Raw genomic sequence first — 26,076 nt, 5'->3', positions numbered from 1 at the left:
ATCGTGAGATGCGATCCGGGTGAGGGGGAGCCTCCGCAAATACAGCTATCGGCGAATTTCGCGGAGACAGCCCCTCACCCCAGCCCTCTCCCCGTAAGAACGGGGAGAGGGAGCGCAGCAGCGATCGGGCAAGCCGGCGTCAGTTCGGCCGGCGCCGCCAGATGAACACGAGATAGAGCAACACCGGCAGGCCGAGCGCCGCCCAGGAGACGGCATCCCACCAGCCGTCGCCGACCAGCGCGCTGATCAATCCCACCGTGCTCACGACCGCGATGACGAGCGGAGCGGCGAATATCCGGGTCAGTGAACGATGTACGACCATGCCGATGTCACGACATGAGTGCGGGGCTGTCGATGGAGGCGGCGTTGGCGATGGCGCGCTCCTGGCTCACGCCTGTCCCGCGGCGGCGCATCCACAAATGCACGCCGGTCACCAGGATGAAGATGGTGAGGATATCGAGCAGCGCCCAGACGATCTTGAGCGGCATGCCGCCATAGTCGCCGAAATGCAGCGGCTGCGAGACATACAGCGTCGAGACATACCAGGGCATGTCGCGGCTGTCGGTCAGCGTGCCGGCTTCCGCATCGATCAGTGCGGGCTTCAGCAGACGCGACGTCAGCGGCGTATCGCCGTGCAGAAATACCGCGTAATGGCTCTTGCTGCTAAAGAGTGTTCCCGGGAAAGCGACGAAGCTCGGCGTCATTCCGGGCACCGCATGCCTCGCCACCTCGATGGCGCCGTTCAGCGAGGTCAGCTTCGAGGGCACCGGCCGGTCCTTGTACTGCGCGGTCATCTCGGCGAGCTGGCCGAATTGCCACATCTTGAGCACGAGATCGGCCCAGGTGTTGATGACGCCGGTGAAGCCGACAACGAGTGTCCAGGCGACCAGCAGGATGCCTGCGAGATTGTGGACGTCGAGCCAGCGCACGGCACGTGTCCGTTGGGCGCGGTAGGCGCCGAAGCGCAGCTTCCGCATCGACGGCGCATAGACCACGATGCCGGAAATGATCGCGACGCAGAACAGGATCCCCATCAAGCCGAGAAACAGCTTTCCGGGTAGCCCTGCGAACATGTCGGTGTGCAGCTTCAGCATGATGTAGGTGAAGCGGCCGGTCACATCGGGGGAATCGAGATAGGCGCCGGTGTGCGTATCCATCCGGATCAGCAGGTTGTTGGTCGGATCTGCATCGATCGTCGGACCGACGCTGACCCACATCGCACCGGGTTCGTCACGATCCCAGATCAGGAAGTGCGGCACCTTGCCCGGCGCCTGCGCCAGCGCGTGGGCGAGCAGATGGTCGAGATTGGCCGGAGGCGTGCCTGCCGGCGCCTCGGCCGGCTTGACCTGGTTGTGCAGGAGATCATCGATCTCGTCGTGGAAGATCAGCGGCAGGCCGGTAATGCACAACAGCAGCATGAACAATGTGCAGATCAGGCTGGTCCATTTATGGACGGCGCCCCATCGCCGCAGGGATTTGGTCGTCGCAGTCAACTTCGCTACCTGATTTCAGAGACTCCATTGTTGCCATCACTAACACGGTGAAAGATGCGCGCGGCCGCACAGCGATTAGAACCCGTCCAGCCTTGGACGTATCGTTGCGCGTGTTGCGATCACGCAACGAGCGCCTGCGGGAACTGCGACGATGCGCCTCGCGCTGTCAGCAGAATTCTTAGGGCCGTTCTAAATGGAATCGCGGCGATCGGGTCTGCGTCAACCAGCCGGTGCGGCCTGAACGGGATGCTTCGCATGCCATTTGGGGCCCGGCCCGCGCATGTAGTGAAGCTCGGGCCGGTAGGGATCGCGAACTCGCTCGATGAAATTCCGCCAGCCGGTCGCGATCGCATTCATGCAACGGCGAGGTGATGACAATGGCGGCTGCAATGACGGCATGGCTCGCCCTCAGTGCGCTTTGCCGAGCACGAATGCGAAGGGCAGGATCACGATCTCCTCGCCGTCCTCGTCGCTGACATGCACGGCCCAGTCGCGCCAGTCTTCCAGACTGACCGTTGCGACCAGCGAGCGCATCATGGAGGTCGCCGCCTCGCAGGCCTCGGTGAGGCTCGTCACCGAGGTGCCGCGGCGATCCATCAGCACCCCGCGCGTATTCGAGCAATGGAAGTAGACCTGTGTCATCTCCGTATCCTCGCAAGCTCCGGGCGAGCAGGCTCGCCACTGCATGACGAAGCTTTACGCAGACCGAGCGCGACCATCCGTGACACAGCTCACACAGGCGCGGGCGGGGCGGCGACCCGCCTCACCAAATCGCGATTTGACAGTTCTCCTGAATTTGTCAAAATCGTCAAATGGGACCAAAAACCCGCATTCTCGATGCCACCATGCTGGTTTTCCGCCGGCACGGCTTTCGCCGCTCCTCGATCGAGCAGGTCGCCGAGGCGGCCGGCCTGACGCGGCAGGCGCTCTATCACCACTTCGAGTCCAAGGAAGCGCTGTTTCGCGCCGTGATCGAGCGTGTCCATGAATCCGCGATCGCGGCGGAGGAGACGGCCGTTGCCGAGGCGGAAACCGCGGGCGGCAATCTCGGCGACATTCTTGCCGCGGGGATGACCGCGCGGATGTCAACCATGATCGCCTCGCTGGACGGCTCGCCGCATCTCGAGGAATTGTATTCCGAACACCTCGTGCACGCCCGCGACCTCTACCAGACCTATGCCGCGCGCTACGCGGAGCGCATGGTCGCGACCATCGCGCGGATCGTGCGCAAGCAGCAGCTTGCGCTGCCGCAGGGCCTCTCGCCGGTCGAATTCGCGCGGCTGGTCGAAATGTCGATATACGCAGCGAAGTCGCAGTATCCGGCGATGCAGCCGGCCGATGCGTTCCTGAAGGACATGGCGATCATGGTGCGGACCCTCTGCGCCGGCGCACTACCGAAATCCGAGAAGCCGCCCGTCAAGAAGGCAGCGCCCCCGAGAAAGCCGACACGCAGGACAGCTGGAGGACAGCCATGACCACGACGACCATCAACGGCCGCGTCGAATCCTTGCCCGACGATCCCGATGTGCTCCTGATCGACATCGTGCGCGACCAGCTCAAGCTCACCGGCACCAAGCTCGTGTGCGGCGCCGGCGTCTGCGGCGCCTGCACGGTGCTGGTCGACGGCGCGGCGGTCGCAAGCTGCCTGATGCCGGCGCAAGCCGCTGCCGGCAAGGCGGTGACGACGGTGGAAGGCATCGGCGCAGCACAGCTGCATCCGGTACAGAAGGCATTCATGGCGCATGACGCCCTGCAATGCGGCTTCTGCACGCCGGGCTTCATCGTGGAAGCGACCGCGTTCTGCGACCAATGGCGCGCGACCAAGGGGATGGCGGTGCCTTCATGCGAGGAGATCGGCGCGGCACTGTCGGGCCATCTCTGCCGCTGCGGCGCCTATGACGGAATTTTCCGCGCGGTGGCGGACGCCTGCGCCGGCCGTTTCGATGGCGACAATGTCGCAGCCCCTCGCATCGAGGCGCGCGACAAGGTGACGGGCGCGGCGAAATACACCGTCGACATCAACCATGATGGCCAGCTCGAAGGCCTGATCCTGCGTTCGCGCGACGCGCATGCGCGCATCACCGTGCTCGATCTCGCGCCGGCCCGCGCCCTGCCCGGCGTCGCCGCGGTGTCGCTGCTCGGCGACGATCGGATCGTGCGCTATGTCGGCGATCCGATTGCGGCGGTCGCAGCCCGCGATCGCAAGTCCGCGCTGGCTGCGCTGGCCGCGATCAAGGTAAGCAGCGAAAAGCTGCCCGCGGTGGTCGGGCTCGACGCCGGACGCAAGGACGGCGCGCCCGTGGTGTTCGACAAAGCGAGCCGCAAGCGCGCCGGCAACGTCTCGGAGGCGGCCGGCGGACCGGCGCCCTGGAAGCAGAACATCCGCGGGCCGACCGCGGTGTTCTCGACCCGCGCCAAGAAAGCCCGCAGCTGGGTGGATGAGGCACGCCAGGCGAACAACCGGCTGCTGGTCGAAGCAACCTTCCGAACCGCCACGCAACAGCATGCATGCCTCGAGCCGCACGCCGCGGTGGCGCGCTTCGACGGCGACCGGCTGACCCTGCACGCCTCGACCCAGCAGGTGTTCCACCTGAGGGAGCAGATCGCAAAGCGCTACAAGATCGATCACGACAAGGTCCGCGTGATCGCCGACCACGTCGGCGGCGGCTTCGGATCGAAGGCCAGCCTCGGCACCGAGACGATCGCAGCCATTGAGCTCGCGCGCGAAGCGAAAGCGCCGGTGCGCGTCGCCTATGATCGGCAAGAGGAGCTCTCGGTCGCAGGTTACCGGCCGGCCGCCGAGCTGAAGGTCGCGCTGCTCGCTTCCGACCAGGGCGGCCTGAAAGCGCTCTCCGTCACCGCGCATGCCGATACGGGGGCCGCCACCAACTCGACTATCGCGGGCCTGGCGCGGCTGATCTATCCGGCCGAGGCGAAGGACCTCTCGGATTTCGACGTCATCAGCAATCTGCCGCCCGGCGCCGCCTTCCGCGGCCCCGGCGGTCCGCCGATGGCGTTCGCGGTCGAGCAATCGATCGACGAGGCCGCGCTGCGGCTCAAGGTCGATCCGATCGCCCTGCGCAAGCGCTGGGATCCCGATCCCAACCGTCAGCGGCTCTACGACTGGGCATCCGGTCTCGATATCTGGCGCAATCGCAAACCGCAGCAAAACGGGCGCTATCGCCGAGGCATCGGAATGGCGGCGGGTTACTGGCTCTATCTCTGGCAGCCCAACGTGAAGGTCGAGGTCGCGGTCAAGGGAGGCCGCATCGTCGCCAGCACCGCCACCCAAGACATCGGCACCGGTACCCGCAGCGTGCTGGCCGACACCATCGCGCGCGAGTTCGATCTCGAACCGTCTGACATCGATGTGCGGATCGGCGATTCATCGCTGCCCGAAGGGCCCGGCTCCGGCGGCAGCCGCGTTACCGCTTCGGTGATGCCGCCGACGCTGCAGGCGGTGCGCAAGCTGAAGGCCGCGATCCTCGAACAGGCCACGCGAAAACCCGCGCCCGGCTCGAACGCGCCCTGGCGCGAGCTGATCGCGCGCTCGCCCGACATCGCGGTGACGGAGGCGCGCGGCGAGGACGGCAAGAACACCGCGCCCGGCATTCGCTCGCCGCTGCGCGAAGTCGGCCTGATGGGCATGGTGTTCGGCTGGATGATGCGGCGCTTCTCGAATATTGCGGTCGGCGCCGGCGTGCCGAGTTCGGTGCAGGTGATCGAGGTCGAGGTCGACACCTGGCTTGGCCATGTCCGCGTGCTCAACGTGCATACCGGGATTGCGGTCGGCAAGATCGCTTCGCCCGCGCTGGCGCGCAGCCAGGCCTGCGGCGCGGTGATCCAGGGCCTCGGCTACGCGCTCTACGAGGCGCGTGAACTCGATCCGAACAGCGGCGACGTCCTGACCGCCGGGATGGAGGATTATCGCATCCCCGGCATTGCCGACACGCCCGAGATCAATGTGCATTTCGACGAAGCCGGCTTCGACCACGTGCTCGGCAACAGCGTCGGCATCGGCGAGGCATCGACGGTGCCGACCTCGGCCGCCGTCGCCAACGCGATCTACGACGCGATCGGCGTCCGCCTTACTGAAATTCCAATCCGGCCCGACCGCATCGTCGCCGCGCTGAAAGGGAGGACCGCCGCATGAGCGTCGCAACCGCAGAGGTCATCACCGCGCCCGAATTCCGCGCCGCCGGCACCGACCTGTCGGAACGCCGCCGCAGCGGCCTGTCATGCGGATCGATCATCGATCTCACCGCAAGTCCCGATACGATCGGTATCGCGTGGAGCACAGACGGCGCGGCGCGCGTCGGCGCGCTGACCGCCATCGCTGCGATCGCATCCGACGCGCGGCTCGCGCAGGCCTATCCCGGCATCACTGCCGCCGCGCAGGGCCTCGCCACGCCGCAGATCCGGCACATGGCGACCATCGGCGGCAATCTCGCACAGCGCTCGCGCTGCTGGTACTTCCGCAATCCGCAGATCGCCTGCCTCAAGAAGGGTGGCTCCGACTGTCCGGCGCGATCGGGCAACCACCTCTATCACGTTGCGTTCGATCTCGGCCCCTGCGTGGCGCCGCATCCGTCGACCATGGCGATGGCGCTGCTCGCCTATGATGCGAAGGTGACGACGGACACGCGCAGCGGATTGTCGATCTCCGACCTGCTCGGCGACGGCAGCAACGGCACGGCCGACAATCTGCTCGCGTCCGGCGAACGGATCGAACGGATCGAGCTCCCGGCTCCGCTTGCCGGCGAGCGCGCGCTGTACAAACGCGCCATCAGCCGCTCCTATGCGGAATGGCCGCTGGTCGAGATCTGCGTGCGGGCCGTGGTAACCGGCGGCATATTCCAGCAGGTCCACATCACGGCGGGCGGCATCGCCCCGGTGCCGCTGCGCCTTGCGGCAAGTGAGGCGGTGCTGCAAGGGAAGCCGGCGAATGCGGCGACCATCGCGCAAGCCGCCGAGCTGGCGACATCGGGGGCAAAACCGCTGCCGATGGCCGGCTACAAGCTCGAGCTGCTGACGGGCCTGGTGCGCGACGTGGTGGAGCGGATCGCCGTGTAGCTGAGCCTCAGCGCGCCCGCGTCAAAGCCAGCCAGATGCCGCCGCCGATCATGAAGCCGCCGGAGATCCGCGACATCAGCCGCGTCCGCTCCTTGGAGAAGAATTTTCGGGCGCGACCTGCGGCCAGCGCGTAGGCGGCATCGGTCAGCACGGCGGTTGCCATGAAGGTAACGCCGAGCAGCGCCACCTGCGGCAGGTGCGGCTTGTCCATGTCCATGAACTGCGGGATGAAGGCGCCGAAGAACACCAGAACCTTCGGGTTCGAGAGCAGCACCAGAAAGCCTTGCAGGAAGAAGCCGCCGCGCGGCGGCGGCGGCTTGTCGTCGGTGCCGACACCTTCGACCGGCGAGCGAATCAGCTTGATGCCCAGCCAGACCAGATAGGCCGCACCGGCGAAGCGCACCCAATTGAACCAGTAACCCATGGTGGCCATCAGCGAGGTCAGGCCGACCGCGACAATGCCGATCACGATCGCAAGCCCGACCTGCGCGCCCAGCACATTGGTCAGCGCGGCACGCGTGCCGTAGCGCAGCCCGTTCGCGATCACCATCGTGACGATCGGACCAGGCAACAGCGCCAGCGCAATGCAGGCGGCGACGAAGGCGAAATAGGCTTGCAGGGACATGGGGGGCTCTTTTGCTTGTTCCTGACATTATGCATGCGGAGGAGGTCGATGGAAGCGGCACCGTCGCTCCCTCTCCCCGTCCTTCACGGGGAGAGGGTCGGGGTGAGGGGCTTTCTCCGCCCGGCAGTGCGAGCCGTTAGACCGGTACCCCCTCACCCGGATCGCATCTTGCGATGCGATCCGACCTCTCCCCGCAGGCGGGCCGAGGCGAAGAGGCGCACTACGCTCAGCGCCACTCCATGGCCGCCGCCATCCACGTCCTGATCTCTCGCCCCTCCAGAAACTTCAACGTCGCCTGTCGCACCTTTGCAGCCTCTCCGCTGCCGTACGCCGCTACGGCCATGAGATCGCAGCGGTGCGACACTGCGATGCCGATCGCGGTGCGGTTTCGGTCGAGATCATAAGCCCTGATCCGTCCCGGCATGCCGGCGACATCAATGACATCGCCCGCCTTCAGCGGCGCAAAGCGCGGGGTGATCATGTCGACATCGGAAACCCGATCGACCTCGTCGTCATCGGCGACGCCGCCGTCGCAGTTGCAGAAGCCGGGCTTCGGCCTGAGATAGACCTCGACATCAATGCCGCACTCCGCAGCGCCGCAACGGAAGGCACGGCCGGCGGGCCAGCCGTCGCGCGGGAACGGCCAGGCGATTTCGTGCCACTGCGCGGCGCGCGGCGGCGCCATCTCATAGCCGGCCACGGCCGACAGGCCGCCGAGCGCCAGGAACATCGCCGCGATGACCGGCCACGAGCGCATCATCGCGTGCTCACGGCAGGCCGGCAACGGCACGCGCCGCGCCGGTCAGTTCGAGAATATGCAGCCCGGTGTTGGCGCGATCGACCGCGTAGATGTAGCCGCGCTCGTCGGTCTCGACATTGTTGGTCTGGATCGCGACCTTGCAGCGATCACGGCTGTCGATCGTGACGCAGCGCTTGTCGGTCGCGGCGGTGATGGAGGGAATGAAGTAGCCGACTTCCTTGGGGTGATAGGGATCGCGGATATCGAGCGCGCGGACGCCGGCGTTGAAGAAGGCGATGAAGGCCAGCTTCTTGTAGTAGACCGGCGCCATGCTCTCATTCGACGAATGCGAGCCGAACCGGCCGCCGCGCTCGCAGAATGAGCCGGAGGCCTCGGGCACGGTGTAGCTCGAGATCATCATCGGCCGCGTCTCGGTGGTGACATCGGCGAACCACACCATCTGCCGCGCCTCGCCGCATTCGTTGAGGATCGCCTCGTCGACGATCATCACGATGTCGCGGCTCTTGCCGTCCTTGTCGTGAACGAACTCCGCGATCGGCATGCCCAGCATCGGAAACACCGTGTGCGCACCGTTCATCACCGACAGCGGCATCCGCGCGATCTCCGGGAATGTCAGATTGTCTGGGTCGGCTCCTTCGGCCCATTGACGAGCTTGTCGCGATCGACGATCCGCAGGACGCCGCCCTTGTTGGTGCCGTAGCCGAAATAGACGCGATTGCCCTGCGGCCCGGTCGAGATCGGCCCGTGCAATTCGGTCGGCACCGCACCGGTCGCGCCCGGCTCCTGCCCCGGCAGCCCGAAGTCCCTGATCTTCTTTGGCTGCGCGGGATCGGAGAGATCGTAGATCTGCGTCATCCGCCGGGTGCGCCAATCCGGTGCGCCCGATACCAAGAAGGCGATGCCTGTGCTGCACTCCCAGAAATTCTTGTGCGTGTCCTTCAATCCGCCGATCCGGGTGACGAGCACGGGATTGGCGGGATCGGCCACGTTCCATATCTCATGCGCTTCGCTGCCGAAGGTGCGCAGCATGTAGACCGCGTTGCGGTCGCCCTTCGGCAGATCCTTGCCGTCACAGATCCGCACCATCTGCGCACCGCCGGATTCATATTTGCCTTCCTGCCCGGGAATGTGCCGCAGATATCTGGGATGCGCGGGATCGGTGACGTCGACGATGGGGGTGCCGTTCGGCTCGGCCTTGCCCGTCATCGGATTGACAGGATCGGGAATGTCGTCGGTGCCGCCGTGATGGCCGATATAGGCGATCCAGCGGTCGCCCTGGTGATGAATGGTCGGCTGATAGGCGCTGCGCGCCTGCAGATCGTTGGTTCCAACCAGCCGCATGTTGGAGGCTTCGGGCGGGTCGCCGATCTTCGGCTGCTGGGCGTTCGCACCATTTGCGAGCAGGACGAAAAGAAACGTGCAGCAAACCGCCGTAACGCGACCACCCATGCGCACCACCCCATGTTCCACGCCAATCTGCGTTGGCTGCACGGAACGCTAGCACGGCGATGCCGGTGCCCAAACACACGCTCTTGACATGCAACCATTTGGTTGCCTATTATCCGACCCATGGATGAAGTCTTCAAAGCTCTCGCGGATGCCTCACGGCGGACGCTGCTTGACCGGCTTCACGAACAGAACGGGCAGACGCTCGGCGAGCTCTGCGACGGCCTCGACATGACGCGTCAGGCCGTCACCAAGCACCTTGGGATTCTCGAGGAGGCCAACCTCGTCACCACGATCAAGCATGGCCGCGAGAAGCTGCATTACCTCAACCCGGTTCCGATCCATCAGATCGGCGAACGGTGGATCAGGAAGTTCGAGCGCGGAAAACTCGCCGCGCTCAGCGAATTGAAAAGACAACTGGAGAAGCGTGATGAGTAAACCGGACTACGTCTACGTCACCTACATCGAGACCACGCCGGAAAAGCTGTGGGACGCGCTGACATCGAGCGAATTCACCGAACGGTTCTGGTTCGGCTATCGCGCGACTTCCGACTGGAAGGTCGGCTCACCCTATTATTTGGCCAAGAACGGCAGTCGCGCCGTGCAGGGCGAGGTGCTGATCGCCGATCCGCCGAACAGGCTCGCCTACAGCTGGGACGTCGTGAAGGAAGGCGTCGAGCGCGAGCAGGTCTCACGCGTGACCTTCGACATCGAACCGCACGGCGGAGTGGTCAAGCTGACCATGACGCACGACAAACTCGGTCCGAAGACGCTGCGCGACATCTCCGGCGGCTGGCCGATGGTCATCGCCAGCCTGAAGAGCTTCCTCGAGACCGGGCGCGAGCTGCCGGCCGACCTGCTCAACAGCGGCGCCAGGGAGGCCTCCCATGCCTAAGCCCGAATTCGTCTACGTCACCTACATCGAGACCACGCCGGAGAAGCTCTGGGATGCCCTGACATCGAGCGAGTTCACGCAGCAATACTGGTTCGACACCGAGCTCAGGTCGAACTGGACCGTCGGCGCGCCGGTGGCGCTGGTGATGAACGGCAAGGTCACCGACACCGGCGAGATCCTCGAGTTCGACCGGCCGCGCCGCCTCGCCTACACGTTCAAGCACGAGGCCGATCCTGAAATGCGCAAGGAACCGGCGACCAAGGTGGTCTTCACGCTCGAACCATTTGGCAGCGTCGTGAAGCTGACCGTCACGCATGACGGCTTCGGCGTTGGCAGCAAGCTGTTCGAGGGCATCTCCAGCGGTTGGCCGGTGATACTGTCCGGGCTCAAGAGCCTGCTCGAGACCGGCAAGGTGTTCAGGATTGCGCCCGAGACGCTCGGGCTCGACTGCGCCTAGCCATGAAGATCTACCGAAGGACACGCGCGGACATGAACATCGAGAAATTCAAACCGGCGATCGTCTACGCGATCTGCATCGCCTCGCCGCCCGAGAAGGTATGGCAAGCACTGACGAACGCCGAACTCAGCCGGAAGTATTTTTCCGGCAACGCGGTCGAGGTCGATCTCCGGGTCGGCGGCGCCTACATCGTACGCACGCCCGACGGCGCGCTGCACATCTCCGGCGAGGTGATCGAGTGCGATCCCCAGAAGCGGCTGACCGTCACCTTCAACGTCAACTGGCCGCAGCTCGTCGAAAAGCTCGGACCGACGCTCGTCACTTACGAGATCGAGCCAGCCGGCGACGGCGTGAAGCTGACGATGTTGCAGTCGCATGACCGCCCGATCAGCGACGACATCCTGTCCGGCGGCAGGACCGGCTGGCCGGCGATCCTCTCCAGCCTGAAGAGCCTGCTGGAGACCGGCAAAGCCATGGTGATCCCGATGGAACCGCCGCTGCGCATGCTGGCCGCGCTGAGGGAATTGGGAATTCCGATGCCGGGGTGAGGTGAGCGACGCGGCCGTCCCGTACTCCGCTGTCGTCCCTGCCTAGGACCGATCGACATTCATTGCATCCAGATCATTGCGGCTGCGAGATGGATGAAGCCGGTAAAGTTAACGGTTCGCCTGTCATAACGGGTTGCCAGGCGTCGGAAGTGTTTGAGCTGGCAGAAGCAGCGCTCGATGCGGTTTCGCTGTTTGTAGACGTTGGCGTCGTGCGGAATGATGATCCTGCGGGTGCGGTTTGACGGGATCACCGCCGTTGCGCCGATTTCCGCGATGATCCCACGCAGGGCGTTACTGTCATAGGCTTTGTCGGCGAGCACGGCATCGCCGCTCTGGCCATCGAGCAGCGCGGGCGCCTGGGTGATATCATTAACCTGCCCAGCCGTGACGATGAAGCGGAGCGGACGGCCGAGCGCATCGGCCAGCATGTGGATCTTGGTGGTCAGTCCGCCTCGGGAACGCCCCAGCGCCTGATCTTTGGCCCCCCTTTTCCGCTCGTCGCCTGCTGGTGGGCGCGAACGATGGTGCTGTCGATCATCAGATACTGGTTGTCGCGATCGGCGGTCAGAGTAGCGAACACGCGCTCCCAAACGCCAGCATGGCACCAGCGACTGAAGCGCTGATGCACCGTTTTCCACTTGCCGTACCGCTCCGGCAGGTCGCACCAGTGTGCGCCCGACCGCAAAACCCACAAACATCCGTTGACGAACAGACGATTATCCGCAGCCCTACGTCCCGGGTCGCCAGCTTTCCCCCGGCAACAATGGCGATATCCTCACCCATTGCGCCTCGGTCAGCTCATATCGCTTCGCCACCATCATCTGCTCCGTGTCGAATCACGGAACTCTGTGAATCAGCGATCAAACCAATTGGGAATTCTGAATGTCGATCGGCCCTAGTGCGCAATTGCGCACGGGAGCAGCGACCCATAGCCACCGCTCATCGTGGCGGAGCACGCTGGAGCCACAGCGTCGCGGAACAATAAACAGCTGTCCCGGATCGCGCTCGCTTGTCCGGGACGACAGTCGAAAGAATCTAGCCCAGCGCGCGCAGCTCGCGCCGCAGCACCTTGCCCGTCGCCGTCATCGGCAGGCTGTCGGCGAACTGCACGAAGCGCGGATATTCGTGAGCGGCGAGTTGGACCTTGACGAACTCCTGTATCTCGCGCGCCAGTGCATCGCTCGGCGCATGGCCCGGCCGCAGCACGATCCAGGCCTTGATCGATTCGGTGCGGATCGGATCGGGAATGCCGACCACAGCCGACATCGCGACCGCCGGATGCTTCATCAGCGTGTGCTCGATCTCGGACGGCCCGACGCGATAACCCGCGGTGGTGATGACATCGTCCTCGCGGCTGACGTACCAGAAATAGCCGTCCTCATCCTGCACGCCGAGATCGCCGGTCAAAAGGAATTCGCCGGCATACTTCTTCGCGGTGGCCTCGGGATTGCGCCAGTACTCGATCATCGTGCACGGGCACGGCTGCCGCACGCCGATGATGCCGCGCTGTCCGCGCGGCAGCTCCTCGCCCTTGTCGTTGACGATGCGGACGTCGAAGCCCGGCGTCGCACGGCCCATCGAGCCCGGCCGGATCGGAAACAGGTTGGAGTTGCTGCCGATCACGAGATTGCATTCGGTCTGCCCGAACACCTCGTGGGCATCGATGCCGAAGGTCTCGCGCACCCAGCCCAGCAATTCGCCGCCGAGCGACTCGCCGCCGGTGAAGATGCTGCGCAGCTTGACGCCTGAATTCTTCACATTGGCCTGCCGCATCAGCTTCAGCGCGGTCGGCGGCAGGAACACGTTGCGGATGCCGAGTTCAGCCATCATCTGCATCGCCGCCTGCGGCTCGAACTTGCGGGCGCGGTGACCGACCATCGGAATGCCGTGGTACCAGAACGCGAACAGGCCGTTGATCAGGCCGCCGATCCAGGCCCAGTCGGCCGGCGTCCACATCAGGTCGCCCGGCCTGGGAAGGAAGTTGTGGCACATCTCGACATTGGGCAGGTGGCCGAGCACGACGCGATGCCCATGCAGCGCGCCCTTCGGATTACCGGTAGTGCCGGAGGTGTAGATGATCAGCGCCGGATCGTCGGCCGAGGTGTCGACGGTCGTAAATTCCGGAGACGCCGATTCGATCGCGCCCCAGAACGGCTTGGTGCCGGCCGGCGTCTTCTCGCCGACGATATAGACGTTCTTCAAGTCGGACAGACGATCGCGGATCTTTGCGATCTTCTCCCAGCCGGCCTCATCGGTGATGACGGCCTTCGCCGCCGAGTTCGACAGGCGGAATTCGAGCGCGTCCTCGCCGAACAGCGCGAACAGCGGGATCGAGATCAGGCCCGCACGGAACGCCGCGAGATGCGCGACCGGCAGTTCGAGCGACTGCGACAGGAACACCGCGACGCGGTCATCGCGCACCAGGCCGTCCGCGGTCAGCACGTTGGCGAAACGGCGCGACGCATCTGCGACCGCGTCGAACGAGGTACGCGTGGTGCCGCCCTCCTCGTCGACATAGAGCAGCGCAAGCCGGCCGGTGCCGTCGGCATAACGATCGCAGCAGGCGGTCGCCATGTTGAAGCGCGCGGGCACGTCCCAGCGGAAGTTGCGATAGAGCTCGTCGTAAGTCTTGGCATCCTGAAGCATGGCGGCAGAGTAGAGCCTTTTCCGTTCCGATCAAATCGAAACGGGGCTCTCGGTTCTTGTTTGACGCGTTTTCTTCACGCGAACCGGTATCCACTTCGCTTGAAAACGCACTGCTATGCCGTCAGACCACAAACCCCTCCTTGAGGGGAAAGCGGTCAGGCGGCCGCATGCTGCATGGCGACCTCGACCTTGAGGCTTTCGAGGTCGCGATAGATCGACGCAGCTGCGAGCACGCGCCGGCCGCGCTTGTAGCGGAGCATGCAATCCTTGCCGGCAATGCTGCCATCCACCGCGATCTCGTCCCACTGCTCGGCGTGACCGACATAGTTGATCGGCACGTCGTAATGCTGGCTCCAGAAGAACGGCACCGCATCGAACACCTCGCGATGCCCAAGCATATTCCGCGCGACGGTCTGGCCCTGGCGCTCGGCCACCACCCAATGCTCGACCCGGATGTTCTCGCCGCTGTGCGGATCGGGCCAGCGCGCAATGTCGCCGGCTGCGTAGATGCCGGGCCCGCTGGTCTCGAGATAGGCGTCCACCTTCACCCCGCGATCGATCGCGAGCCCGGCCCCTTCCGCCAGCGCCAGCCGCGGCTTCACGCCGACACCGAGCACGACGAAATCGGCATCGAGCACGGGCCCGCTCTTCAGGTGCGCGCGCTTGCCTTCGATCGCGGTTACGGTGTCACCGAGATGGAAGACCACGCCATGCTCTTCGTGCAGCGCACGAACGAAATCGCCCATCTCAGGCCCAAGCACGCGCTCCAGCGGCCGCTGCTCCAGCCCGACCACGTGAACCTCGATCTCCCGGGCGCGCAACGAGGCCGCAACCTCGAGCCCGATGAAGCTTGCACCGATCACAACCGCGCGGCGCGCGCCGTCGGCCGAGGCGATGATCGCCCGGCAATCGTCGAGGGTGCGCAACACATGAACGTGGGGCTGGTCCGCACCCGGGATCGGCAGCCGCACCGGCTCCGCGCCGGTCGCCAGCAGCAGCCGGTCATAGCTGAGCGCTTCGCCGCCGGCGAGCACGACATTGCGCCGGCGGGTGTCGATCGACTTGACCTCGGTCTTGAGTCTCAGATCGATCGCCGCGTCCGTGTAGAAATTATCCGGCTTCAGCGGCAGCCAGTCTTCCGGCGCGCTGCCGGCGAGGAAGTCCTTTGACAGGTTCGGCCGATCCACCGGCGGCGCGTCCTCGCCGCTCAGCATGACGATGCTGCCGCGATAGTCCTGCCGTCGCAGCATCTCGGCGGCGGCAAAGCCCGCCGCGCCGCCGCCGACAATCACGATCCTGCCGGGCGCATCGACCGAGCCCTTGACGCGGGGTTTCGGCTGCTCGCGCTTCTCACGCACGATGATGCGATCGCCCTCGCGCTCGACCTTCCAGACCGAGAGCGGATTGAAGGCGGGCGCGGCGACCGCTTCGCCGGTGCGAATGTCGAAGCAGGCGTGATGCCACGGGCAATGGACCGTCTCGCCCACGACCAGGCCGTCGGCAAGCGGGCCGTGGTAGTGGCTGCAATGTGCGTCGATCGCGAAGATATCCGCCCCCGAGCGCACCAGCAGCACGTCCTCGTCACCGACATGGCCGAGCAACATCGTGCCCGGGAATTCGGCGAGTGCGACACCTTGTGTCAGATCCGGACCGGAAGGAGCTTGTTGATCGGCCATGGCCTGTCTCCAGTTTATCCAGAACCTCATCCCGAGAGCGCCGCCTGCGCGGAGCCTTGCACGGGTCCTCGGCGCCTCCTAGGCAGACTGATCTCAGCTGCCCTGCATATAGCGGACCGGGTTCTCCTGATCCGCCTTGAAGATATCGGCGGCCTCGGCGAACAGCGCCGCCACCGCAGACGCCTTCAGATCAACAAACGTCTCGAAGCTGAAATTGTTGCCGCCCGCCCGCAATTCGCCGAGCGTGCCGGCGTAGCAGGACACCAGCGGCTTGCCGCCGCGGGTCACCGCGACATAGACGCTGATGTAGTTCTTCTGCAGCGCCAGCCCGATCACGGGCCAGACCGCCGTCTTGCCGGACTTGATGGCGTAGCGAAACTGGCCGTAGCCGATCATGTTCATGCGCATGCCGGCCTCACCGGCCGGCGAGCCCGCATAGAAGTGGCGCTTGAGCGACGGTGCCGTCTTCCGCATCACCGCATGCACTTGTTCGAGATCCGCGGTGCGGGCCGGATCAAAGGCGAGGTAAGCTTCCAGACTGTCCGCGGCGACACGAAACATGGAAGCCTCCGCTGCTATCCCGCCAGCGCCGCCTTCACCAGGCCGCTGGCCTTGCCGAAATCCATCTGACCGGCATATTTCGCCTTCAGGGCGCCGATCACCTTGCCCATGTCCTTGATCCCGGCCGCATTGGTCTCGGCGATGATGGCCGCGATCGCGGCCTTCACGTCGTCATCCGACATCTGCTTCGGCAGGTAGGCGGTGATCACGGCGATCTCCGCGCGCTCCTGGTCGGCCAGCTCGGCGCGGCCGCCCTTGTCGTAGAGCTCGACCGATTCCTGGCGCTGCTTGATCATCTTCTGCAAGAGGCCGAGCAGATCGGCATCCGAGAGTGGCGGCTTGCCCTGCCCGCGCGCGTCGATGTCGGCGTTCTTGATGGTCGAATTGACCATGCGCAGCGTGGAGAGCTTGCGCTCATCCTTCGCCTTCATCGCTTCCTTGACCGCAGTGTTGATGTCGTCGCGCAGCATCCTGATATCCTCTCGTCTCACAGGATGCTGATCTAAGCCCTTCGCCCGGCCAGAACAACAGCTAAGCCCCGGTTCTGGCCTCCCTAGAACCGGGGCCCGGGCCGGCCTCGGGCCGGCATTGCGCCGGCGGGCGGTCCGCCGGCGAACCGGGCAACGTCACTGCATCAGATGCCTGGCCAGCGCATCGAATGCCGGCAGCGTCGTCGGATCGTTGTACGCGTTGGCCGCGAGCGGGTGCGAGCCGAAGCGCGCAATCACCATCTCGGCCTTGGAATCGACGTAAATCGCCTGGCCGTTGACGCCACGCGCCATGAAGGCGCCGTGCTCATTGTGGCTGACCCACCACATGTCGCGGTAGCTCCAGCCCGGAAGCGTCTTGTAGCCGGCCTTCTCGAAATCGGATTTCCTGCCGCCATTGCGGATATCGTCGACGACGGCCTTCGGCACGATCTGTTGGCCGTTGTAGGCGCCGTCAAGCCGCATCATTTCGCCAAAACGTGCCAGATCCCGGACGGTCGCATTCAGCCCTCCGCCGGCGAATTCCGTTCCCTCGCTGTCGATCAGCATGTAGGCATCCTGCTCCATGCCGAGTTTCTGCCAGATGCGCTCGGAAAGCAGTTCGCCGACGGTCTTGCCGGACCCCCGACGGATCAGCCAGCCGAGCACGTCGCTGTTGACGGTCTTGTAGGCGAATGCCTCGCCGTGCTGACCTTCCTTCTTCAACGTCTTGAGGAAGCCGTAGAAGCTGGTCGGCCCGCTATAGCCGGGCGGCCGCGGCACGAGACCGCCGGCTCGCACATGGTCGAATATCTCGGCCTTGGGATCGGCGTAGTTCTCGGAATATTTGACGCCGACAGTCATATCCAGGACCTGCCGCACGGTCGCATCGCCGTAAGCGGTGTCCTTGAGCTCCGGAATATATTGCGAAACCAGCGCCTTTTCGTCGAGCTTGCCCTCGGCAACCAAGGTGGCGCCGAGCGTGCCGAAGAAGGACTTGGTCACCGACATCGCGATGTGCGTGGCATGCGGGCTCATCACGCCGAAATAGCGCTCGTAGACGATCTTGCCCCTGTGGAACACGACGATCGCGTCGGTGTAGTTGGCCGCGAGCGATTCCGCCCACGTCATGGTCCCGGATTGGCCGAGCGGCTGAAAGGTCACGGCGTCGATGTCGGACCGTTCGGCGCGCGGCAGCGGCGATGCGGCACCGTCGCCGCGCCAGACGTTGCTCGTCGGCAAAAAACGGCGGAAATTCGCGAACGACCAGCGCGTCTGCGGAAAGCTGAAGTGCGAGCCGTTGGAAAACTGGATGAGCTTGTCTGCGGGCGGCGGCGAGCCGATCATCCATCCCATCTTCACGGGATCGGAATCTGCGGCACTCAGCGGCGGCTGCTGTTGCGCCAGCGCGGCGTCGGTGCCGAGCCCCATCGTCGCGGCCATCACAATACCGACCATCGTTGAACGTCCGGTCATCGAAACTCCCTCCCTGGATGAGTTGGTTTCGCCCGCGGTAGCGCTCGGGGTCGATATATGTCAAATTCATAATATGACTCATCATATGAGTGTATTTCATCATGCCGACGCTCCGACAGATTCAGATGGTTCGCGCCCTGGCCGAGCACCGTCATTTCACGCGCGCGGCGAACGTCCTCGGCGTGACGCAATCCGCCCTCACCAAGAGTGTGCAGGCGCTGGAGGACGAACTCGGGGTACGCCTATTCGATCGCGGCGCCGGCACGTTGGAGCCGACCATGTTCGGCGCGATCGTGCTGGCACAGGGCCGGACAGTCGTTCAGGGGATGTCCGAGTTGGTGAGGGAGATCGATCTCGCGCGGGGCCTCGAAACCGGCGGGATCACGGTCAGCGCAAGCGTGTTTCCGGCGGAGTTGTGGGCGCCGCAGGCGCTGGGGCGGCTGGCGGGAGCGCACCCCAAGCTCAAATGCGTGCTGCGCACACTCGACGGCAAGCGGGCGGTCGACGATGTATCGGAGGGAATATCCGACATCGCCATTGCCGACGCTGCCGAGGCCGAGGGACGAGACAATCTGGACAGCGAGATTCTGGCCACGACACCGATGTCCCTGTTCTGCCGGAGCACGCATCCGCTGGCGCGGCGTCGCGGCGTCAAACCGGAAGACTTCATCGGTTACCCATTCGCCGGCCCGCCGCTCTCCAGAGCGCTTGCCCGCCGCAATCTCGGAAAGTTCGGCAAGATCGCGTTAAGCGTCTCGCCGGACCAAGAGCTCATGCCGCGCGTTTCGGTCGGAAGCTTCTCGGCAATGGTGCAGGCGGTGCTTCACAGCGATGCGGTCGGCTGGGCGCCCGACGCGCTGCTCGCTCGCCATACCAAGGACAGTGGCTTCACGGTGCTCAGGATCCGGGACCTGGCCATCAGCGCGACCTTCGCATTGTATGCGCGGCGCCATCGCACGCTGTCGCCCGCGACGGTCGAATTCATCAAGCTCGTGCGGGCCATGCAGCCATCAGCGGCGGCGCCGACAACCTCTCGGCTGATACCGTGACGCGGCCGGCATGCGCCCGCGATATCCACTTAGTGTCCGGCTCCTTAGTTCCGCAGCCACGCAACCAGCGCGTCGGCGCAGGCCACGGGCTGCTCCAGCTGCGGCAGGTGACCGCAATTGGCGAGCACCACGAGCTTGGCCCCGGGAATGCCGTTGGCCATCTCGTCGGACAATGAATTCGGAACGGTGTTGTCGGTATCCGACGTCAACACCAGCGTCGGGCACTTGATCCAGGCCATGCTCGGCCGCGAATCCGGACGGCTGAGCACCGCGTTTTGCTGGCGGATGAAGGCCTCGGCGCCGACGTCCTCGCTCATATCATAAACAACCTGGCGCAGGCCTGCATCGCCCTGTCGCGACGGATGCACGAAGCCCGGAAACAGCTCGTCGACCACGCTGCGATATTGACCGCTCTTGGCGCGCTCGATCATGCTGCGGCGGCGTACGGTTGCCTCCGGCGTGTCGGCCCGCGCCTGGGTGCTCATCAGCGCCAGTTTCGCGACCCGCTCGGGCGCCTGCCGCATGATCTCGAAGGCGATGTAACCGCCCATCGAATGCCCGGCGAGCGCAAAACGCGGCGGCGCCTCGGCCAGGATCCGGCGGGCGATCGCCCCCATATTGTCGTCCCTGACATGGTTGGCGACCGTGACCGGCCCGCATCGCCACAGCGCCGGGATGACCGGGGCGAAAATCCGCGGCGAGCAGATGACGCCCGGGACGAGCAGGATCGGCATCGAGTTATCCATGCGGGAGCTCCGGACCGGGTCATTTTCGGCAAGCAAACAGCCGCTTCAAGGAACTTTAGATTAAAAGGCCGTTCCGGCCTGTCAAATCGACCGGGATTGCCGTGTGAATCGGTGCCCTTTCGCTTTGACGCCGCAGGGTGCGGCGACTATTTAAAGGGCTCATGACAGCCCCCGAAAACGCTCCCGCCTGGCCGGACCACAAACCGACCGCGCTCCTTGTGCTCGCCGATGGTACCGTGCTGGAAGGCTTCGGTCTCGGCGCGGAAGGCCACGCCGTCGGCGAGGTCTGCTTCAACACCGCGATGACCGGCTATGAGGAGATCCTCACCGATCCGTCCTATGCCGGCCAGATCATCACCTTCACCTTCCCGCATATCGGCAATGTCGGTACCAACGAGGAAGACATCGAGACGGTGAACATGGCCGCGACACCCGGCGCGCGCGGCGTGATCCTGCGCTCGGCGATCACGGATCCCTCGAACTACCGCGCCACCCGCCACCTCGACCAATCGTTGAGGGCGCGCGGCATCATCGGCCTTTCCGGGATCGACACCCGCGCGCTGACCGCGCTGATCCGTTCCAAGGGCATGCCCAATGCGGTGATCGCGCACGCGAAAAGCGGTGAGTTCGACCTGCACGGCCTGAAGGAAGAGGCCCGCGAATGGCCCGGCCTCGAAGGCATGGACCTGGTGCCGATGGTCACCTCCGGTCAGCGTTTCACCTGGGATGAGACGCCCTGGGCGTGGGGCACGGGCTTTGGCCGGCAGACCGCGCCGGAATTCAACGTGGTCGCGATCGACTACGGCATCAAGCGCAACATCCTGCGCCTGCTCGCCGGCGTCGGCGCCAAGGTGACCGTGGTGCCGGCGACGACCGCGGCCGAGGACATCCTGGCGATGAAGCCGGACGGCGTGTTCCTGTCGAACGGTCCCGGCGATCCCGCCGCCACCGGCAAATATGCCGTGCCCGTCATCCAGAAGGTGATCGCTTCGGGGACGCCGACCTTCGGCATCTGCCTCGGCCACCAGATGCTGGGCCTCGCCGTCGGCGCCAAGACCATGAAGATGCATCAGGGCCATCACGGCGCCAATCATCCGGTCAAGGACGAGACCACCGGCAAGGTCGAGATCACCTCGATGAACCACGGCTTTGCGGTGGACCAGGCGACGCTGCCCGCCGGCGCGACCCAGACCCATATCTCGCTGTTCGACGGCTCCAATTGCGGCATCGCGCTCGAGGGCAAGCCGGTGTTCTCGGTGCAGTATCACCCCGAGGCCTCACCCGGCCCACGCGACTCGCACTATCTGTTCCAGCGCTTCGCCGATCTGATGCGGCAGAAGAAGAGCGCGGCTTAACACTCCGTCATTGCGAGGAGCTCGTGACAAAATTGCAGAAGCAATTTTGCACTGAAGCGACGAAGCAATCCATCTATCCCCGCATGGAGCGATGGATTGCTTCGCTCCGCTCGCAATGACGGAGATTTTCCCAATGACCGACAGCGCCGCCCCGAAACCCATCTACGGCGTCTCCTCGCTGGCGGTGATGGCGTCGATGCCGGGGCTGGACTTCGTGCGCGGCATCTTCGCCCGCACCCTGCCGGAGCCGCCGATCATGGAGACGGTCGAACCGTTCGACTGCTCAGCCGAGACCGGCCATGTGGTGATCCACAGCATCCCCGGCCTGCGCCACTACAACCCGATCGGCTCCGTGCATGGCGGCTATGCCGCGATCCTGCTGGATTCCGCGATGGGGCTCGCGGTGCAGACCACGCTGCCGAAGGGTTTCGGCTACACCACGCTGGAGTTCAAGATCTCCTTCGTCCGCGGCATGAGCCAGGAAACCGGCACGATCCGCACCGAAGGCCACGTCCTCAACGCCGGCCGCCGTGTTGCAACCGCCGAAGCACGCATCACCGACGACAAGGGCAAGCTGCTCGCGCATGCGACCACTACCTGCCTGGTGTTCGAGCTGCCCAAGGGAACCTGACGAGGACGAGCTGCAGCTCGACCGTTTCAGGAGGAACGCGGCACGCTGACAACGGGTTGTTGCACGGATAATCTTTCGTTCACACGCGCCGGAGGGTCACGATGTCCGCAGTCAAAGCCGGGGCCGAGCCGCTTGCCATCGTCTTCGAGGACGACGGGCTGGTGCCGAACAATCCGATGCCGTTCCTGGTTTACAAGGGCACGGTCGATGTCGGCAAAAATCCCGAGGCCACGATCGAGCAGTTGTTCGGCAAGAATGGCTGGGGCGCGATGTGGCGCAACGGCGTCTACGACTTCCCGCATTACCATGCCACCGTGCATGAGGTGCTGGGCGTCGCCCGCGGCCGCGCGCGCGTGCAGTTCGGCGGCGAGCACGGGCGAGCACTCGAGATCGCAGCCGGCGACGTCGCGATCCTGCCAGCCGGTACCGGGCATCAATGCCTGTCGGCGAGCGACGATTTTTCCGTGGTCGGCGCCTATCCGCCGGGACCGTCGATGGACCTGCAACGGCCGACGCCGGAGAGCCATGCGAAAGCGCTAAAGACGATCCCGCTGGTCGCGATCCCCGCGACCGATCCGGTGATGGGGAAGGATGGCCCGCTGGTGCGGCTGTGGACGCGCTGACGCGGATGGCGGGCTGCCTCTTTCCCTTCTCCCCTTGTGGGAGAAGGTGGCTCGCATCGACAGATGCGAGCCGGATGAGGGGTCTGCATCCGCGGAGAGAGACCCCTCACCCGGCTTCGATGCTCGCCGCATCGAAGCCACCCTCTCCCACAAGGGAAGAGTGAGACTCAGGCCGCGTTGCTGCCTTCCCGGCGGCTGGCCTCGAACAGGAACCAGGTGCGGCGCTCGGTTTCATCGATGAAGGTTTCGAGCAGGCCGGCGGTGCCTGAATCCTCATGGTCGTCGGCGAGCTTGTGCGCCTTGCGCATCGCAGCCGCGATGTGCTTGTTGTCTTCCATCAACTCGCGCAGCATTTCGCGCGGCGGGACATAGTCCTCGTCATTGTCCTTGATGGTCTGACGCTTGGCGATGTCGCCGATCGACCTCAGCGTCGCGCCGCCGAGCTTGCGCACCCGTTCGGCGATCTGGTCGGTGGTCGCGAAGATCGCGTCCGACTGTTCGTCCAGCAACAAATGGTAATCATGGAAATGCCGGCCGCTGACATGCCAATGAAAATTCTTGGTCTTCAAATAAAGCGCAAAGGCATCGGCCAGAAGCGTGTTGAGCGAGGCCGAGATCGTCTCCACCGCAGCCTGCGGCAGATCGCTCGGCGTGTCGAGATCGGGCGAGATCTTGTCAGTCCTGGTGTCACTCTTGGCTTTGCTCACGGTAAACCTTCCTGTTAGGAACCCCGTATTTCGGCGCATTGAACATTGGCCGCCGGACCGCTAACGCATCATCAGCCCACCCGTTCCTGAGGCCAGGAACACGTTCTGCCGGATACCAAACGCGATGGATGAATGGATCGATTATTACGATTCCACACATACGATTTATGCGAGCCGACTGCACCGCGACCTGCATTTCCAGGTCATCGCAAACGACATCATCGGCTACATCACCTCGCCTGACGCCGTGGTGCTCGACTATGCGTGCGGCGAGGCGCTGTCGGCGGCGAAGGTCGCCAATGCCTGCACCCAGCTCTATCTGGCGGAGCCCGCGCCCGGCGTACGTGGCCGCCTGGTCGCGCGCTTTGCACCCGACACCAGGATCCGGGTCCGCTCGCTCGATGATCTGAAGCACATGGACGCCGACTCGATCGACCTCGTGGTGATGAATTCGGTGGCGCAATACATGACGCCGCAGGAGCTCGACAACGCATTCGACGTGATCCATCGCCTGCTGAAACCCTCGGGCCGTTTCGTGCTCGGCGATATCCTGCGGCCCGAAGTCGGCATGATCAGGGACGTCATCGCACTGCTGCGGTTTGCGGCGGCCCACGGCTTCCTGCGCGATGCGCTGGTCGGGCTCGCCTCGACGGCATTGTCCGATTACCGGCAGCTGCGCACCAAGATCGGATTACAGCGCTACCGCGAGGACGAGATGATCAAAAAGCTCGGCGCCGCCGGCTTCAGCGCCACGCGCGCGCCGCGCAACATCGGGCACAATCCGTGGCGGATGACATTCGTGGCGCACCATTGATCAGGGGTTGTACAAGATATTAGGGTTAACCAAAAGTAAACGTGGCGGACGCTGAAATAATCAGCAATGATCCACTCGGCCCGGTGGCGGAAGCGTCGACGCGGCAGTGGTGCAACACTGTTTATCCTGGTTCAAATCCAGGCCGGGCCTCCAGCCTTCGCTGCTCACGCAGCTTCGGCTCGGCAAGCCGTCTCGTGGCGAAGGCTGCCGCGGCGTAGCCCGCAGGGCGAAGCCGGGCCTCGACCGAGCACTCCCCGCCCTGAGCACACCCAACCAAGCATACGCCGAATGCGGATTTTCCCCCAGAATCGGGGTTGATTGAGCGCTTTTGGGGGTTTCGCGGGTGCGGAAACTGGTCTAAAGACCACCCGCGCGCGAGGGATCGCGCTCCTAGGCCCGAGGGACGCGCGACCAGCGCGCCCTTTTTTTGTGCCCAAATTCCAGTCCGCGAGAGCTGATGCCCAAAAGAACCGACATCTCCACCATCCTGATCATCGGCGCCGGTCCCATCGTGATCGGCCAAGCCTGCGAATTCGACTATTCCGGCACGCAGGCGGTGAAGGCTCTGAAGGAGGAGGGTTACCGCGTCGTCCTCGTCAATTCCAATCCGGCCACCATCATGACCGATCCGGAACTGGCGGACGCGACCTATATCGAACCGATCACACCCGAAATCGTCGGCAAGATCATCGAGAAGGAGCGCAACGTCATACCGGGCGGCTTTGCGCTGTTGCCAACCATGGGGGGCCAGACCGCGCTGAACTGCGCGCTGTCGTTGCGCCGTCAGGGCACGCTCGACAAGTTCGACGTCGAGATGATCGGCGCAACCGCTGACGCCATCGACAAGGCCGAGGACCGCCAGCTGTTCCGCGAGGCCATGACCAAGATCGGACTCGAGACGCCGAAATCGCGGCTAGCCAACGCCTCGGCGCTGAAGAAAACCTACCGCGACAAATACCTCGCTGAACGCGAGAAACTGTCCGGCGCGGCGCTGGAGGAACTCGAGCGGCAGTGGACGCTCGGCGAGAACGACCGCCGCAAACGCTATCAGGAGCACGCTTTCGGCGAGGCGCTGATGGCGCTGTCCGAGATCGGCCTGCCCGCGATCATCCGTCCCTCCTTCACCATGGGCGGCACCGGCGGCGGCATTGCCTACAACAAGGAAGAATTCCTCGACATCATCGAGCGCGGGCTCGACGCCTCTCCGACCAACGAGGTGCTGATCGAGGAAAGCGTGCTCGGCTGGAAAGAGTACGAGATGGAGGTGGTGCGCGATAAGAAGGACAATTGCATCATCATCTGCTCGATCGAGAACCTCGACCCGATGGGCGTGCACACCGGCGATTCCATCACCATCGCGCCGGCGCTGACCTTGACCGACAAGGAATACCAGGTCATGCGCGACGCCTCGCTGGCGGTGCTGCGCGAGATCGGGGTCGAGACCGGCGGCTCCAACGTCCAGTTCGGCATCAACCCGGTCGACGGCCGCATGGTCGTGATCGAGATGAATCCGCGCGTGTCGCGTTCGTCGGCACTGGCGTCGAAGGCCACCGGCTTCCCGATCGCAAAGGTCGCGGCCAAGCTCGCGGTCGGCTACACGCTCGACGAAATCGCCAACGACATCACCGGCGGCGCGACCCCCGCCTCGTTCGAGCCGACCATCGATTACGTCGTCACCAAGATTCCGCGCTTTGCGTTCGAGAAATTCCCCGGCGCCTCCTCCACGCTGACGACCTCGATGAAGTCGGTCGGCGAAGTGATGGCGATCGGCCGCACCTTCCAGGAAAGCCTGCAGAAGGCCCTGCGCGACCTGCAGGATGCGGTTCGGCGTCGGCGTGCCGAGCGCGGCGCGGATCGCGTTCTTGTCGTCGCCGCGGCCGAGCCCCTCGATCTCGATTTCGTCGAGGCCGGTCAGCCCGGTCTCGAGTCCGCGCAGGGCCTTCTGCAGGCTTTCCTGGAAGGTGCGGCCGATCGCCATCACTTCGCCGACCGACTTCATCGAGGTCGTCAGCGTGGAGGAGGCGCCGG

Annotated in this window: 24 protein-coding genes, 1 tRNA gene and 4 pseudogenes; 14 read left to right on the top strand and 15 right to left on the bottom strand. The window is 64.7% G+C overall.

Annotated elements, in window-relative coordinates; all coding sequences use genetic code 11:
• Positions 1-139: 139 nt before the first annotated feature.
• The 3 genes from FNJ47_RS11500 to FNJ47_RS11490 form a co-directional block, all read right to left on the bottom strand.
• Positions 140-322, bottom strand: coding sequence for a hypothetical protein (locus FNJ47_RS11500; RefSeq protein ID WP_163153187.1), 183 nt, complete (start codon positions 320-322; stop codon positions 140-142).
• Between the two features lie 7 nt (positions 323-329).
• Positions 330-1,493, bottom strand: a complete 1,164-nt coding sequence (locus tag FNJ47_RS11495) for a PepSY-associated TM helix domain-containing protein (protein WP_163153186.1) — start codon at positions 1,491-1,493, stop codon at positions 330-332.
• Between the two features lie 408 nt (positions 1,494-1,901).
• Entirely contained in the window at positions 1,902-2,135 is a 234-nt protein-coding gene (locus FNJ47_RS11490) for a DUF6894 family protein (RefSeq protein WP_050426421.1), read from the bottom strand.
• A gap of 170 nt (positions 2,136-2,305) precedes the next feature.
• On the opposite strand from FNJ47_RS11490, the gene FNJ47_RS11485 reads away from it, so the two are divergent.
• From FNJ47_RS11485 to FNJ47_RS11475, 3 genes are read left to right on the top strand one after another with little or no spacing between them, the layout of a single operon-like run.
• Entirely contained in the window at positions 2,306-2,968 is a 663-nt protein-coding gene (locus tag FNJ47_RS11485) for a TetR/AcrR family transcriptional regulator (protein WP_163153185.1), read from the top strand.
• Positions 2,965-5,646: a molybdopterin-dependent oxidoreductase gene (locus tag FNJ47_RS11480; protein ID WP_163153184.1), complete on the top strand. Its 2,682-nt coding sequence runs from the start codon at positions 2,965-2,967 to the stop codon at positions 5,644-5,646. The genes FNJ47_RS11485 and FNJ47_RS11480 overlap by 4 nt, the downstream gene beginning before the upstream one ends.
• The gene (locus tag FNJ47_RS11475) at positions 5,643-6,566 is read left to right on the top strand and encodes an FAD binding domain-containing protein (RefSeq protein ID WP_163153183.1); all 924 of its coding nucleotides are present in this window, start codon (positions 5,643-5,645) and stop codon (positions 6,564-6,566) included. Before FNJ47_RS11480 ends, FNJ47_RS11475 begins: the two co-directional genes overlap by 4 nt.
• A 7-nt stretch (positions 6,567-6,573) precedes the next feature.
• Here the strand turns inward: FNJ47_RS11475 and FNJ47_RS11470 are convergent, their stop codons facing one another.
• From FNJ47_RS11470 to FNJ47_RS53895, 3 genes and pseudogenes are all read right to left on the bottom strand, one after another.
• Positions 6,574-7,191 carry a LysE family translocator gene (locus FNJ47_RS11470; RefSeq protein ID WP_050426284.1) on the bottom strand — a complete coding sequence of 206 codons (618 nt, stop codon included), beginning with the start codon at positions 7,189-7,191 and terminating at the stop codon, positions 6,574-6,576.
• Between the two features lie 226 nt (positions 7,192-7,417).
• Entirely contained in the window at positions 7,418-7,951 is a 534-nt protein-coding gene (locus FNJ47_RS11465; RefSeq protein WP_163153182.1) for a hypothetical protein, read from the bottom strand.
• Between the two features lie 7 nt (positions 7,952-7,958).
• Positions 7,959-9,400: pseudogene (locus FNJ47_RS53895) on the bottom strand (LVIVD repeat-containing protein).
• Positions 9,401-9,520: 120 nt separating this feature from the next.
• Here FNJ47_RS53895 and FNJ47_RS11455 point away from each other — a divergent pair.
• Genes FNJ47_RS11455 through FNJ47_RS11440 form a run of 4 tightly spaced genes read left to right on the top strand, consistent with a single transcriptional unit; the run spans position 9,521 to position 11,297 of the window.
• Positions 9,521-9,835, top strand: coding sequence for an ArsR/SmtB family transcription factor (locus tag FNJ47_RS11455; protein ID WP_163153181.1), 315 nt, complete (start codon positions 9,521-9,523; stop codon positions 9,833-9,835).
• On the top strand, positions 9,828-10,292 hold the full coding sequence (locus FNJ47_RS11450) for an SRPBCC family protein (RefSeq protein WP_163153180.1): 465 nt from the start codon (positions 9,828-9,830) through the stop codon (positions 10,290-10,292). Before FNJ47_RS11455 ends, FNJ47_RS11450 begins: the two co-directional genes overlap by 8 nt.
• Positions 10,285-10,749 (top strand): SRPBCC family protein, encoded by a 465-nt coding sequence (locus FNJ47_RS11445; protein WP_163153179.1) that lies wholly within the window; start codon positions 10,285-10,287, stop codon positions 10,747-10,749. Before FNJ47_RS11450 ends, FNJ47_RS11445 begins: the two co-directional genes overlap by 8 nt.
• 32 nt (positions 10,750-10,781) lie before the next feature.
• Entirely contained in the window at positions 10,782-11,297 is a 516-nt protein-coding gene (locus FNJ47_RS11440) for an SRPBCC family protein (protein ID WP_163153178.1), read from the top strand.
• A gap of 59 nt (positions 11,298-11,356) precedes the next feature.
• Here FNJ47_RS11440 and FNJ47_RS11435 read toward each other — a convergent pair.
• From FNJ47_RS11435 to FNJ47_RS11410, 6 genes and pseudogenes are all read right to left on the bottom strand, one after another.
• Positions 11,357-11,991, bottom strand: a pseudogene (locus FNJ47_RS11435) (IS5 family transposase).
• A 341-nt stretch (positions 11,992-12,332) separates the two neighbouring features.
• The gene (locus tag FNJ47_RS11430; RefSeq protein WP_163153177.1) at positions 12,333-13,943 is read right to left on the bottom strand and encodes an acyl-CoA synthetase; all 1,611 of its coding nucleotides are present in this window, start codon (positions 13,941-13,943) and stop codon (positions 12,333-12,335) included.
• 155 nt (positions 13,944-14,098) lie between these two features.
• Positions 14,099-15,619: an FAD-dependent oxidoreductase gene (locus tag FNJ47_RS11425; RefSeq protein WP_163153176.1), complete on the bottom strand. Its 1,521-nt coding sequence runs from the start codon at positions 15,617-15,619 to the stop codon at positions 14,099-14,101.
• A gap of 93 nt (positions 15,620-15,712) precedes the next feature.
• Positions 15,713-16,180 carry a hypothetical protein gene (locus tag FNJ47_RS11420; protein ID WP_163153175.1) on the bottom strand — a complete coding sequence of 156 codons (468 nt, stop codon included), beginning with the start codon at positions 16,178-16,180 and terminating at the stop codon, positions 15,713-15,715.
• 14 nt (positions 16,181-16,194) lie between these two features.
• On the bottom strand, positions 16,195-16,650 hold the full coding sequence (locus FNJ47_RS11415) for a GatB/YqeY domain-containing protein (protein WP_163153174.1): 456 nt from the start codon (positions 16,648-16,650) through the stop codon (positions 16,195-16,197).
• A 156-nt stretch (positions 16,651-16,806) separates the two neighbouring features.
• The gene (locus FNJ47_RS11410) at positions 16,807-18,123 is read right to left on the bottom strand and encodes a serine hydrolase domain-containing protein (protein ID WP_163153173.1); all 1,317 of its coding nucleotides are present in this window, start codon (positions 18,121-18,123) and stop codon (positions 16,807-16,809) included.
• 89 nt (positions 18,124-18,212) lie between these two features.
• Between FNJ47_RS11410 and FNJ47_RS11405 the strand changes: the two genes are divergently transcribed.
• Positions 18,213-19,172, top strand: a complete 960-nt coding sequence (locus FNJ47_RS11405; RefSeq protein ID WP_163153172.1) for a LysR substrate-binding domain-containing protein — start codon at positions 18,213-18,215, stop codon at positions 19,170-19,172.
• Positions 19,173-19,216: 44 nt separating this feature from the next.
• On the opposite strand, the gene FNJ47_RS11400 is transcribed toward FNJ47_RS11405, so the two are convergent.
• The gene (locus FNJ47_RS11400; protein WP_163153171.1) at positions 19,217-19,918 is read right to left on the bottom strand and encodes an alpha/beta fold hydrolase; all 702 of its coding nucleotides are present in this window, start codon (positions 19,916-19,918) and stop codon (positions 19,217-19,219) included.
• A gap of 161 nt (positions 19,919-20,079) precedes the next feature.
• Between FNJ47_RS11400 and carA the strand changes: the two genes are divergently transcribed.
• The 3 genes from carA to FNJ47_RS11385 all read left to right on the top strand — a co-directional run bounded on the left by carA (position 20,080) and on the right by FNJ47_RS11385 (position 22,527).
• The gene (carA, locus tag FNJ47_RS11395) at positions 20,080-21,273 is read left to right on the top strand and encodes a glutamine-hydrolyzing carbamoyl-phosphate synthase small subunit (protein ID WP_163153170.1); all 1,194 of its coding nucleotides are present in this window, start codon (positions 20,080-20,082) and stop codon (positions 21,271-21,273) included.
• A 133-nt stretch (positions 21,274-21,406) separates the two neighbouring features.
• Positions 21,407-21,904, top strand: a complete 498-nt coding sequence (locus FNJ47_RS11390; RefSeq protein WP_163153169.1) for a PaaI family thioesterase — start codon at positions 21,407-21,409, stop codon at positions 21,902-21,904.
• A 101-nt stretch (positions 21,905-22,005) separates the two neighbouring features.
• Positions 22,006-22,527: a cupin domain-containing protein gene (locus FNJ47_RS11385; RefSeq protein ID WP_163153168.1), complete on the top strand. Its 522-nt coding sequence runs from the start codon at positions 22,006-22,008 to the stop codon at positions 22,525-22,527.
• Between the two features lie 167 nt (positions 22,528-22,694).
• On the opposite strand, the gene FNJ47_RS11380 is transcribed toward FNJ47_RS11385, so the two are convergent.
• Positions 22,695-23,234, bottom strand: coding sequence for a ferritin-like domain-containing protein (locus FNJ47_RS11380; protein ID WP_163153167.1), 540 nt, complete (start codon positions 23,232-23,234; stop codon positions 22,695-22,697).
• A gap of 124 nt (positions 23,235-23,358) precedes the next feature.
• On the opposite strand from FNJ47_RS11380, the gene FNJ47_RS11375 reads away from it, so the two are divergent.
• The 3 genes and pseudogenes from FNJ47_RS11375 to carB form a co-directional block, all read left to right on the top strand.
• Positions 23,359-24,048, top strand: coding sequence for a class I SAM-dependent methyltransferase (locus tag FNJ47_RS11375; RefSeq protein ID WP_163153166.1), 690 nt, complete (start codon positions 23,359-23,361; stop codon positions 24,046-24,048).
• Between the two features lie 77 nt (positions 24,049-24,125).
• Positions 24,126-24,201: transfer RNA gene (locus tag FNJ47_RS11370), tRNA-OTHER, on the top strand.
• 304 nt (positions 24,202-24,505) lie between these two features.
• Positions 24,506-25,862: pseudogene (gene carB / locus FNJ47_RS11365) on the top strand (carbamoyl-phosphate synthase large subunit); the annotation flags it as partial.
• A 38-nt stretch (positions 25,863-25,900) separates the two neighbouring features.
• Here the strand turns inward: carB and FNJ47_RS55515 are convergent.
• A pseudogene (locus FNJ47_RS55515) lies at positions 25,901-26,026 on the bottom strand (hypothetical protein); the annotation flags it as partial.
• Positions 26,027-26,076: the final 50 nt, after the last annotated feature.

It is taken from the genome of Bradyrhizobium uaiense (assembly GCF_010811875.1).
Lineage (GTDB): Bacteria > Pseudomonadota > Alphaproteobacteria > Rhizobiales > Xanthobacteraceae > Bradyrhizobium > Bradyrhizobium uaiense.
The sequence above is the reverse complement of the archived record's forward strand: the minus strand, read 5'-3'. Positions and strand labels throughout refer to the sequence as shown.